At 39.8% G+C, this 11,676-nt stretch carries 7 protein-coding genes, 2 pseudogenes and 1 riboswitch; of the genes and pseudogenes, 3 read left to right on the forward strand and 6 right to left on the reverse strand.

Annotation, left to right across the window (positions count from 1 at the left end; translation table 11 throughout):
- Positions 1–61: 61 nt before the first annotated feature.
- The 3 genes and pseudogenes from COD92_RS14825 to COD92_RS14835 all read right to left on the reverse strand — a co-directional run.
- Positions 62–1,180 (reverse strand): annotated as a pseudogene (locus COD92_RS14825) (vitamin B12-dependent ribonucleotide reductase); the annotation flags it as partial.
- Positions 1,181–1,429: 249 nt separating this feature from the next.
- Positions 1,430–2,869 (reverse strand): annotated as a pseudogene (locus COD92_RS14830) (vitamin B12-dependent ribonucleotide reductase); the annotation flags it as partial.
- Between the two features lie 328 nt (positions 2,870–3,197).
- The gene (locus tag COD92_RS14835) at positions 3,198–4,034 is read right to left on the reverse strand and encodes a lipoate--protein ligase family protein (RefSeq protein WP_098530035.1); all 837 of its coding nucleotides are present in this window, start codon (positions 4,032–4,034) and stop codon (positions 3,198–3,200) included.
- A 192-nt stretch (positions 4,035–4,226) separates the two neighbouring features.
- Here COD92_RS14835 and COD92_RS14840 point away from each other — a divergent pair, with 192 nt between their 5' ends.
- Positions 4,227–4,610 carry a rhodanese-like domain-containing protein gene (locus COD92_RS14840; protein WP_098530034.1) on the forward strand — a complete coding sequence of 128 codons (384 nt, stop codon included), beginning with the start codon at positions 4,227–4,229 and terminating at the stop codon, positions 4,608–4,610.
- Positions 4,611–4,697: 87 nt separating this feature from the next.
- Here COD92_RS14840 and gcvPB read toward each other — a convergent pair whose 3' ends face one another.
- From gcvPB to gcvT, 3 genes are read right to left on the reverse strand one after another with little or no spacing between them, the layout of a single operon-like run.
- Positions 4,698–6,158 carry an aminomethyl-transferring glycine dehydrogenase subunit GcvPB gene (gcvPB, locus tag COD92_RS14845; protein WP_098530033.1) on the reverse strand — a complete coding sequence of 487 codons (1,461 nt, stop codon included), beginning with the start codon at positions 6,156–6,158 and terminating at the stop codon, positions 4,698–4,700.
- Positions 6,151–7,497: an aminomethyl-transferring glycine dehydrogenase subunit GcvPA gene (gene gcvPA / locus COD92_RS14850; RefSeq protein ID WP_098530032.1), complete on the reverse strand. Its 1,347-nt coding sequence runs from the start codon at positions 7,495–7,497 to the stop codon at positions 6,151–6,153. The genes gcvPB and gcvPA overlap by 8 nt, the downstream gene beginning before the upstream one ends.
- A gap of 17 nt (positions 7,498–7,514) precedes the next feature.
- The gene (gcvT, locus tag COD92_RS14855; protein WP_098530031.1) at positions 7,515–8,621 is read right to left on the reverse strand and encodes a glycine cleavage system aminomethyltransferase GcvT; all 1,107 of its coding nucleotides are present in this window, start codon (positions 8,619–8,621) and stop codon (positions 7,515–7,517) included.
- 224 nt (positions 8,622–8,845) lie between these two features.
- Positions 8,846–8,935, reverse strand: a riboswitch (glycine riboswitch).
- Positions 8,936–9,145: 210 nt separating this feature from the next.
- Here gcvT and COD92_RS14860 point away from each other — a divergent pair.
- Positions 9,146–10,834, forward strand: a complete 1,689-nt coding sequence (locus COD92_RS14860; RefSeq protein WP_098530030.1) for a DEAD/DEAH box helicase — start codon at positions 9,146–9,148, stop codon at positions 10,832–10,834.
- Positions 10,812–11,603, forward strand: a complete 792-nt coding sequence (locus tag COD92_RS14865; RefSeq protein ID WP_098530029.1) for a YqhG family protein — start codon at positions 10,812–10,814, stop codon at positions 11,601–11,603. Before COD92_RS14860 ends, COD92_RS14865 begins: the two co-directional genes overlap by 23 nt.
- The last annotated feature ends 73 nt before the right edge of the window (positions 11,604–11,676 follow it).

Genomic DNA, 11,676 nt, shown 5'->3' on the forward strand with positions numbered 1-11,676 from the left:
TTTTGAAATAATTTCTGAATAAAAAAGAGAATGGAAGCTAATTCCATCCTCTAAATAGTTATTATAAACCACACTTTAATTGTGCATTACAGTTTGTACATGTGTTGCAGCCGCCGATTTCTTTAACTTTTCCTTTGCGGCAGACTGGGCATGTATTACCGACCTCAGAACCGATGGTTACGTCTGTTGAGCGAAGATCACTGATTGTGTCTACAAGAACCACATGTTGATGTGGTTTTTCATCAAACATGGATAATTGTTCATTTGTATTTTCTTCTGCTTTAAGCGTTAATACTTGCGAATCACGTGAACCGTCAACATATACTGTACCGCCTTTCGCACCACCGCGATATAGACGCTCGTATACTTTTTCTACTTGTTCTACGCTATATCCTTTTGGTGCGTTAACGGTTTTACTGATGGAGCTGTCAATCCAACGCTGGATGACACATTGTACATCTGCATGGGCTTCTGGTGCAAGCTCCATGGCCGTAACGAACCAGTTTGGCAGGTTGTTTGCGTCTGCTTCAGGGTGCTGATCTAGATATTCTTGTACAATATCGGCTTTAACTTCAATAAATTTGCCAAGACGTCCACTGCGGAAGTAAGAGAATGAGAAGTAAGGCTCTAATCCTGTCGAAACCCCGACCATGGTCCCAGTAGATCCAGTTGGAGCCACTGTTAGTAAATGAGAATTTCTAATTCCTTTTTCGAGTATAGATTCGCGAACATCTTCAGGCATTTTTTTCATAAAACCAGTGTTAATGAATGCCTGTCTTAAGCGGTTTGTTTCTTCAGGTGTTTCACCTGTTAAGAATGGGAAGCTGCCCTTCTCTGTTGCTAATTCAACAGATGTTCTGTAAGCAGTTGTTGCAATCGCTTCGAATACTTTATCAACTAGCTCATTACCTTCTGGTGAACCATACTCCGTTTCACAGTAGATTAACAGATCATGTAATCCCATGACACCAAGACCTACACGGCGCTCACCAAGAGCTTGCTTTTTATTTTCTTCTAGGAAATATGGGGTAGCATTAATAACATTATCCTGCATACGTACACCGACCGCTACAGTTTGTTTTAGTTTTTCAAAATCAACTGTTTTAGATTCCTTATCTGCCATTTCAGCAAGGTTTACTGCTGCAAGGTTACATACTGAAAATGGTGCAAGTGGTTGTTCCAATTGTTATCCTAGCGGCTTTTTATCCACTAGTTCTAACGGTTGAATTCCCGTTAGCTCAGCATATCTTTTCATTACAAAAAGTAATGTTGCGGCCTCGTGCGAAGATTATAGTCTGCCTATGGCAGGATCACTTCGTATGCGTTGCCCCTGACTGAATTTTTATCTTCAGCCTTCGGTTCGGATTCTCAATCTCAGAGTTCCCGCTTAATTCCGCAATTTTTAACGTGAGGCAAACTAAGCCACTTTACCACACGGATTGGTTGCAACGACTTGTTGCCCATATGCTTTAGCATTTGTCATGTCGTTGGCATTATCAATAAAGAATATACCTGGTTCTGCAGAGTAGGTAGCGCAGATGTTGATTAAATTCCAAAGTTCTTTTGCCTTAATTTTTTTATAGACACGAACTTTGTATCCAAGTTTTTCCCACTCACGCACATCACCGACTTTGTGCCATTCTTCATTATAAATTTTCATTTCTTCGTCATTGTAGTGCTCTACATAAGGGAATCGAAGTTCATATTCACCATCATTTTCAACAGCTTCCATAAATTCCTTTGTCAAACAAACGGAAATATTTGCACCGGTTAGGAACTCAGAATTATGAACGGTATAATTTCCGCCAGTTAGAAGCTTTTCCTCAGCATGAGCAATGCTATTTTCATCAAAACCACCAAACCCAGGTATTGTTTTATAATTTACAATCCCTTGATACATCGCAGTTTCTTGTGGCGTTAAAGGTGTAAACTTGAGTTTATCTTTTGCATGTTTTTTAATGGTTTCATCGTTTGTATTTTCAATTAAGAATCGTAGGATTCTAGGATTCTGCATTTTTGAAATAATAAATTCAATAATGTCTGGATGCCAGTCAGCCAGCATGATCATCTGGGCCCCGCGGCGCGACCCACCTTGCTCAACTAAATGTGTCAATTTCGCAATATCATCCAACCATGAAACCGACCCAGATGATTTACCGTTTACGCCTCTTGCTAATGTGTTGCGCGGTCTTAACGTTGAACCATTCGTTCCAACACCGCCGCCTCGGCTCATGATTTCCATAACCTGCTTACGATGGTCTGAGATTCCTTCACGTGAATCCGGTACAAACGGCATGACGTAACAATTGAAATACGTAACATCCGTATTGGCCCCTGCACCATAAAGAACCCGGCCCGCTGGAATAAAGTTCAGGTTTACCAACTCTTGATAAAACTTCTCTGTCCATTCTAAGCGCTTCTCTTCCGTTTCTTCTACCGCAGCAAGACCTGTAGCATTTCGCTTCGCAATCTGCTCATAGAAGAGTTCTAATGGCTTCTCAATCACATCAAGAGACCTGATGATTGTTCCTGTAGATGCTTCTTCAGGATCATCAAGCACTCCCCTAAATTCCTCTTCAACCAAAACTTTCGCTTTTTTCTTTTCCCAATCAATCTCCAAAATCGTACCTAGACCACGTGCCGGAAATTTTGGATCCTCTTTAATGGTTAAAACAACAAAGTCGCCAGCTGTTAGGGTAATTTTTGCTGTGTCTTTAAAGGTGTAACGATCAAGCATAACCAATCTTGAAACACCTTTATGAGTTATTTTCATATCTGGGGTAACCGGATGTACTTGGGGGAATAGGCGGATATCCTCATTCAACCTTTCAAAATCAATATTCATTTTTTGTCTAAAAACTACAGACATGAGAACAACTCCTTTATATAAATCTCTATATTATGCTAGATTCTAGTAGGATCGCTATATCTAGTTGACTTAATAAATTTAAGTTACCATAGTTACACATTAGAAATCAACATATAGTACCGAAAATATTTTCGACACTACTATATATTGTATGACCAGCAAATAACATTCATTTTGTCAAACGCAAAAAAAACTAGAATTAGAAGTAAACAAAAGATATTAGCTGAATTTCGGCAAATAACAAGAAATTTTAACAAATTTCGAGGCTTGCCTCTTTTTTTTAAAAGTAATAGCAAAAAAGAAAAAGCGGCATGCGCCGCTCCTTAGCTCATCTTTTAAAATTCCATTCATCACTTTCGTAACGCTCTTTTGCAATTTTCTCCACATAAGCAAGCTCTTCATCTGTTAATTGGTATGGTTCAAGTTCAATATTTAACCCTTCAGCAAACCCTTTATAAAAAGCCTCTTTGGCTTCATCAAGTGTTATTTTGCGGGGACTTATTGCGTTAATGGCAACCGCCTTATCCTTAAATGCTTTCTTCATCCGTTCCTTCACTCGATCATTAGGATATTTAAATAAACTGAATAGCTTGTCCTCATCCAAATCCAGAAGAATAGAACCGTGTTGGAGGATTACACCCTTTTGTCTAGTTTGTGCACTTCCTGCCACCTTCCTGCCTTCGACAACTAGTTCATACCAGCTCGGGGCATCAAAACAGACAGCTGAGCGGGGATTTTTTAATGCATCTCTTTCTTCCGCTGTCTTTGGAACCGCAAAATAAGCCTCAAGTCCTAAATGGTGGAAACCTTTTAGAATTCCTTCAGAAATAACACGATAGGCTTCTGTAACCGTTTTAGGCATCTCTGGATGATCTTCTGAAACAATCACACTATATGTAAGTTCATGCTCGTGGAGAACACCGCGGCCGCCTGTTGGTCTTCTAACAAACCCTAATTGATGCTCATTAACGGCATCCATATCAATTTCTTTCTCCACCTTTTGGAAATAACCTATAGACAAGGTGGGCGGGTTCCACCCATAAAATCGAATAACTGGAGGAAACTTACCTTCACTATGCCAATCAAGTAAAGCCTCATCCAAGGCCATATTAAAAGATGGTGAACCATTACCAGAATCGATAAATCGCCAAGTTTCTTTTTTCATATTAAAACCTCATTTAACTATAATTATTACTCATTTTAGTCTACCAAAATCTGATAGGAATTCAAAATGAGATGTTTCTGGTATAATTTTATTAGGCACCGTAAAAAAGTTTTTCCTTTTCATCTTTATCTTTAATGGAATGACTTATATAATAAATACTAGTGCAGTAAAGCTTGAAAGGAGCAATAGAAGTTGAATTCACTTTATACTTTATTGATTATTGTTTTAGCCGTTATTATCTACTCCGTTTTTACCTACTTTTATCAAAAGAGGATAGTTAAAACGGTATCAGAAGAAGAATTCCGTGCAGGATATCGAAAGGCACAACTAATAGATGTTCGTGAACCGAACGAGTTCGAGGGCGGCCATATTTTAGGAGCACGCAATATCCCAATGTCTCAAATGAAAATGCGCATGAAGGAAATCCGCCAAGATATGCCTGTATATTTGTATTGCCAAAGCGGCATGCGCAGTGCACGTGCAGCACAATTTCTACACCGTAGAGGTTATAGGGACTTAACCCAGCTTGAAGGCGGATTCAAAAAATGGACTGGTAAAGTAAAAACAAAGAAATAATCGGCTAAGGGTTCCGGATCTACTTCCAGAACCCTATTTATTTTAAAAAAGGTAAGGCCAGATTCGATGGATCTGACCTTTACATTATTAAGCCTTTTGATATTTTAATACAGGTTTACGAGCTGCTAAAGTTTCATCCATTCGCCCCACAACGGTTGTATGTGGTGCCTCCTGAACAATTTCAGGATTTTCTTCCGCCTCTTTGGCAATTTGAATCATCGTATCGATGAAAGAATCAAGCGTTTCTTTTGATTCTGTTTCTGTCGGCTCAATCATAATACATTCCTCGACATTTAACGGGAAGTAAATGGTTGGTGGATGATAGCCAAAATCAAGCAGACGTTTGGCGATATCAAGCGTCCGTACCCCTAATTTTTTCTGACGTTTACCGCTTAGCACAAACTCATGTTTACAATGTTTATCGAACGGCAAATCATAATATTCCGCCAGTCTTCTCATCATATAGTTGGCATTTAGGACCGCATACTCCGTTACCGCTTTTAAGCCATCAGGTCCCATGGAACGAATATACGTATAAGCCCTAACGTTAATGCCGAAATTTCCGAAGAACGGCTTTACACGCCCAATTGATTGCGGACGATCATAGTCTAAAATAAATTGATCTCCGCGCTTGGTAATAATAGGTTTTGGCAAAAACGGAATTAAATCTGCTTTCACCCCAACAGGACCGGAACCAGGACCGCCTCCGCCGTGAGGACCTGTAAAAGTTTTATGAAGATTTAAGTGGACAACGTCAAAACCCATATCGCCAGGTCTTGCTTTTGATAGAACTGCGTTTAGATTGGCACCGTCATAATACAGCTTGCCGCCTGCATTATGAACAATGTCAGCCATTTCAAGGATTTGCTCTTCAAATAAGCCAAGCGTATTTGGATTAGTTAACATCAATGCAGCTGTGTCATCACCTACAACCCGTCTTAAATCATCCAGATCGACAAGGCCTTGATTAGTCGATTTAACCGTAATGGTTTCAAAACCAGCTATCGTTGCTGAAGCAGGATTAGTACCATGAGCAGAATCCGGAACGATTACTTTGGTCCTTTTATTGTCACCATTTGCTTCATGGTAAGAACGGATGAGCATTAAACCTGTCCATTCACCATGTGCCCCTGCCGCAGATTGTAAGGTGACTTCGTCCATGCCGGTAATTTCAATTAAATGCTGCTGAAGGTCGTATAAAAGCGCGAGCGCCCCTTGAACAGAACTTTCATCCTGTAGTGGATGAACATGAGCAAAACCATTGAACCGGGCCACATTTTCATTGATTTTTGGATTATATTTCATTGTACATGAGCCAAGTGGATAAAATCCCGAGTCCAGGCCATGGTTTCTTTTTGAAAGTGCTGTATAGTGCCGCATGATATCAAGTTCGGAAACCTCTGGGAGTTCTGGCTCTACTTCACGCAGGTATCCCTCTGGCAGGAGAGTGCTGACATCTAATTCTGGTACATCCATTTCCGGAAGGCTGTAACCGATTCGGCCGGGAGTGCTACGTTCAAAAATCAGTGCTTGGTCTTGGTTATGCATGCAAATCCCCCAATTCTTTCACAAAAGTATCAATCTCATCCTTTGTTCTTTGTTCAGTTACCGCAATCAACATATGATTAGATAGCTCTGAATAATCGCGTCCTAAATCGTAACCGCCGATGATTCCTTTTAGTAACAAAGTTTGATTGATTTCTTTAATAGGTTTATTTAATTTAACAACAAATTCATTAAAAGAGAACCCATCAAATACAACTTCGATGCCAGCTGCTTTAAAAGCAGTTTTAGCATAATGCGCTTTCTGTAAATTGGCTGCTGCCATCTCATGGACGCCTTTTTTACCTAAAGCAGTCATGGCAACTGATGCAGCAAGGGCATTAAGTGCTTGGTTTGAACAGATATTGGAAGTTGCCTTTTCACGGCGAATATGCTGTTCACGGGCTTGGAGTGTTAACACAAAACCACGGCGTCCTTGGTCATCAACAGTCTGACCAACTAGTCGCCCCGGGACCTTACGCATTAATTTGTTGGTAACCGCAAAATATCCGCAGTGCGGGCCCCCGAATGCTGATGGGATACCAAATGGCTGGGCGTCGCCAATAACGATATCAGCACCGAACTTACCAGGAGGAGTTAATACACCTAAAGACAACGGATTGCTGTTAACAACAAACAGGCCTTTATACGTATGAATAATTTCCTCAACTTCTTTTAAAGGCTCGATTCGGCCAAAGAAGTTTGGATATTGAACGATTACAGCAGCAACGTCATCGTTGACTAAGCTCTTTAGGGCTTCAACATCTGTTACACCTTCTTTGATAGGAGCTTCAATTACCTCAAGATTCTGTCCTTTTGCATATGTTTTAAGGACCTCCCGATACTCAGGATGAACAGCGCTCGAAACTACAATCTTTTTCCGTTTTGTATGTCCTGCACTTAGCATCGCCGCTTCTGCAAGAGCGGTGCCTCCGTCATACATGGAGGAGTTAGCAACATCCATACCGGTTAATTCACAAATCATCGTTTGAAATTCAAAGATTGCTTGAAGTTCACCTTGGGATATTTCCGGCTGATAAGGTGTATAAGCCGTATAAAATTCAGAACGAGAAATAACATGGTCCACGATAACAGGCATATAATGATCATAAACACCTGCACCTAAAAAAGACACATTTCGTTTGAGGTCAGCATTTTGGTCAGCTAACTTAAACAGTTCCTTCATAAGTGAAGTCTCAGACTTAGCCTCTTTGATCTTGTACTCACCTTTGAATCTTACTTTTTCGGGGATATCGCTAAACAGCTCATCTATGGAAGAAACACCTATGGTTTCGAGCATAGCCGTCTTATCTTGTTCAGTCATGGGTAAATAGCGATGTTTCATAAATCTAACTCCCTTCGTTAGTTCTTTTCTCTTTTATAAAAAGGTGTTGGAACTACATTTGCTTTTAATCGTTTACCACGGATTTCCACTTCTACCTCTATTCCTAGTGCGGCAAATTCGGTCTTTATAAGAGCAAGACCAATATTTCGCTTTAAAGAAGGGGACTGTGTTCCGGTTGTCACTTCTCCGATAAGCTCTTCTCCTTTATAAACAGAATATCCATGTCGAGGGATACCACGGTCAATCATTTCGATTCCTACTAATTTCCTTGGTAAGCCATTTTCCTTCTGTTTTCTTAATGCTTCCTTCCCAATGAAGTCAGCTTCCTTATTTAACTTCACAGCAAAGGAGATTCCTGCTTCAAGGGGAGAGATCTCTGGCGAAAGCTCTTGCCCATAAAGTGCCAGCACAGATTCAAATCGGAGGGTATCACGTGCACCTAATCCGCATGGAAGAATTCCCTCCTCTGTTCCTGCCTCTAAAATGGCCTTCCAAAGGTCAACCGCATCGTCTGCATCACAGTAAACCTCAAAACCGTCTTCACCGGTATATCCTGTTCTTGATACTAGTACCTTCTTACAGTTTAAAATTACTTCTTGCTGAAATTTGAAAAAGCCAATTTGACTTAAGTCTGTATCTCCTGCAAGCTTTTGCAGAACCTTTTCAGCAAGCGGACCTTGAATAGCAAGCTGGGCTGTCTTTTCAGACAAGTTATCAAGGAAAACATCCCCCTCAACGTGATCCAGAAGCCATTTATAGTCCTTTTCTATATTGGAAGCATTAACAACTAGTAAATAATGATGGTCCTCCATTTTATATACGAGCAGATCATCCACCGTTCCGCCGTTTTCATAACACATTGCCGTGTATTGAGCACCGCCATTTTTAATTTTTGAAATATCATTGGTCATCATTTTTTGTAAAAATTGTAAACTGTCTTTCCCTTTTACTTCCACTTCCCCCATATGGGAGACATCAAACAGACCTGCTTTTGTACGGACCGCTTCATGTTCTTCCTTTATGCTAGAAAATTGGACAGGCAGCTCCCACCCTCCAAAATCGATGGTTTTCCCGCCGTGTTCTTTATACACTGCAAAAAGTGGAGTACGTTTTAATTCAGTCATCCCTTAAACCCCCTCATTTGATCCACATTTTTATAGGTTCAACATTCTATAAAAGTTATTCCCTAAACTTTTGTGAACAATTAGACCTTTTTAAAACATAAAAAAGGACAGAAAACCTCCTTAATAAATTAAGTAGGTCTCTGTCCTTGCACCTGAAAGTTTACCCTTAAGCGGTTTTCCCCTTTGGTGGCTGCAACAAACACTAGCAGCGCTCTCCAGAGCTGCGTCAAACAAGAGTTCTTTTGCCTGAGAGATTCACATTTTCTGCTTGCTCCTTCGGCGCTACTCTTCGTAGTCTCTCCCCTTGCTATCATTCGCATTATAATATTTTTCAATTTGGTAATACTAATTATACTTAAAAAATAAATTACTTTATTAAAATATTTAAAACATTCTAAGCTATTATCATCCTACCATTAAACTACAACATTGAGCAATCATTTTATAAGAAAACGATAGGCAGCAGACGGTCTTAATAATTGGCAAACAGATGATATTACAATGTATGAAAAGGAGCTGTAATAATGTCGGTTGAAATTGAATTTGATTCCTCGTGGCAGGATGATTTTTTACATAGAATTGACAACGATGGTCCGTGGGGGAACTGGGAGCTTTTTAAATTAGCAATCGATGTTGAAAAACATTTGGTCATCCCGGAGTTTGAAGGCTTACAAGCTCCAAATCATCTTCCTAATTTAACACCTCTTCCACATCAGCTTGAAACAGCGAAACAGGTGATTGAAAACATGAATGGTAAAGCCATTCTAGCTGATGAAGTGGGGCTTGGAAAGACAATTGAAGCTGGGCTGATTTTAAAAGAATACATGATTCGCGGCTTAGTAAAAAAGGTATTAATACTCGTTCCTGCATCTTTGGTTACCCAGTGGGCGATTGAGCTAAATAGCAAATTCTTTATCCCGGCCGTTACCCAAAGGAAAAGCTATGTCTGGGAACAGTGCGATGTCGTTGTTTCTTCAATTGATACAGCGAAACGAAATCCTCACCGGGACATTATCAACAAACTGGACTACGATCTCATTATCATTGATGAGGCACATAAACTTAAAAATAACAAAACGAAAAACTACGAATTTGTTCAAAACCTTAAAAAGAAATTTTGTTTATTATTAACCGCCACACCGATCCAAAACCGAATCGAGGAGATCTTTAATCTCGTTTCACTCCTAAAGCCTGGACATCTGGGCAGTGAGACGGCCTTCTATGAAAAATATAAACGAGATGCCCGCTCGTTAAATGATGATGAGCATTTAAAAGAATTAGTGAATAAGGTTATGATTCGAAATCGCCGCGCTGACACTGGTATTGAATGGACAAAAAGACAAGTTGAAACCATACCAATTGAATTCTCTTCTGCTGAGAAGGATCTGTATGATTCTATTTCGGTGCTGAAAAGTGAAGGTGATTGGGTTCAAACCAGTGCTTTTTCGGTGATGACCTTACAGCGTGAGGCTTGCTCAAGCAGAGAGGCTGTTTTCTATACCCTTAAAAACATGCTGCAAAAGAAAGAGAATCCAACTCCTGCTTTTGAAGAACAAATCGAGTTTTTAATTAAGAAAGTTGAAGCTGTTCAGCAAAATTCAAAGGCAGAAAAAGCCCTTGAATTAATTCAGCAGGTAAATGATAAGGTGATTATATTCACTGAATATCGTGCTACCCAAATGTATCTTCAGTGGTATTTAAAGCAGCACGGAATCAGCTCTGTCCCCTTTCGCGGAGGTTTCAAACGTGGAAAAAAGGACTGGATGAGGGAATTGTTTCAAAAACATGCACAAGTCCTTATTGCTACTGAGGCCGGCGGTGAGGGAATCAATCTGCAGTTCTGTAATCATATCATTAATTTTGATTTGCCATGGAATCCGATGCGGCTTGAACAACGGATTGGCCGGATTCATCGTCTTGGTCAAGAAAAGGATGTCATGATTTATAATTTCGCCATCAAGGGTACAGTTGAAGAGCATATTTTAAAGTTGCTTTACGAAAAAATCCACCTTTTTGAAAAAGTTATCGGTGAATTGGACGATATCCTAACAAAGCTAGAATTTGGTAATATTGAAGACCATCTTATTGATATTTTTGGCCAGTCTAGTTCTGAGGGAGAAATGCGAATTAAAATGGAGAATTTATCATCTATGATTGAATTTGCGCAATCAATGAAGGAGGGTGAATCACATGCAGCAGCAGGAAATTCATGATTTTCTTCTTACCTATTTTCAAGCAAACGATTGCCCCATTATTGAGAATAATCCTGGATATTTAATCGTCCAGTTAACCGTTGAGCTTGATAAAGAATTAATGAATCGGCCCTTTTACTGGCACTATCTCGAAAAAACAGGCGGCATCCCAAATCCTATGAGGTTAACATTTATCACTGATCAAAAAAAATCACCGGAAAATATGAAGGGAGAAATTATCCATTTTGGTTCACCCCGGCTTCACCAAATATTCGATTCCACCAAAAAGTTGGCAAGTTATATCCGCTTATATGAAAATCATCAGCACATCCAAAGCCAAACGGCCTTGTTTCCGTGGTTGTGTATGAATGTAAAAATCTCATATCAATGTGACCGAAAACGAGATATCTTTAAGTCCATTGGTTTACAGCTTATAAACGGACAAATGGTTGAAGATTTTCACGAACGGTTACAAAAAGTCCCATTAACACCAAAGATACCAGACTATTCTTTTACATTATCACCGCTGGTTAAACCAAAAAGCGGGATGATAAGGGTTGAAAACTATTTAAAATCTGTGATCTCAGAGGATGATCATTCCTGGGCTGACGAGGCACGAAAACGGTGGGAACAGGACTTACGGTTACTAAATCATTTTTATGAAGATGAGGAAGAAGAAAATGAGAACTATGAAACCGAAAAGACGGCCCTGCAAGAACAATATGAACCGAAAATTAACATTTCCTTTATCAACGGCGGCCTCTTTTACCTAACCGAAAAAGCAATATAAAAACACTTTATTACTTTGTTTAGGCATTTAACAGTGACAGGCACCATGTGAATATTTCACATGGTGCCTGTCA

Source organism: Bacillus sp. AFS037270 (assembly GCF_002585305.1).

What these genes read in the sequence shown, in the direction of transcription:
- COD92_RS14865 (WP_098530029.1), top strand. Translation starts at nt 10,812, where the DNA reads ATGCAGCAGCAGGAAATTCATGATTTTCTTCTTACCTATTTTCAAGCA.
- gcvPA (WP_098530032.1), bottom strand. Translation starts at nt 7,497, where the DNA reads ATGAAACATCGCTATTTACCCATGACTGAACAAGATAAGACGGCTATG.
- gcvT (WP_098530031.1), bottom strand. Translation starts at nt 8,621, where the DNA reads ATGACTGAATTAAAACGTACTCCACTTTTTGCAGTGTATAAAGAACAC.
- COD92_RS14860 (WP_098530030.1), top strand. Translation starts at nt 9,146, where the DNA reads ATGTCGGTTGAAATTGAATTTGATTCCTCGTGGCAGGATGATTTTTTA.
- COD92_RS14835 (WP_098530035.1), bottom strand. Translation starts at nt 4,034, where the DNA reads ATGAAAAAAGAAACTTGGCGATTTATCGATTCTGGTAATGGTTCACCA.
- gcvPB (WP_098530033.1), bottom strand. Translation starts at nt 6,158, where the DNA reads ATGCATAACCAAGACCAAGCACTGATTTTTGAACGTAGCACTCCCGGC.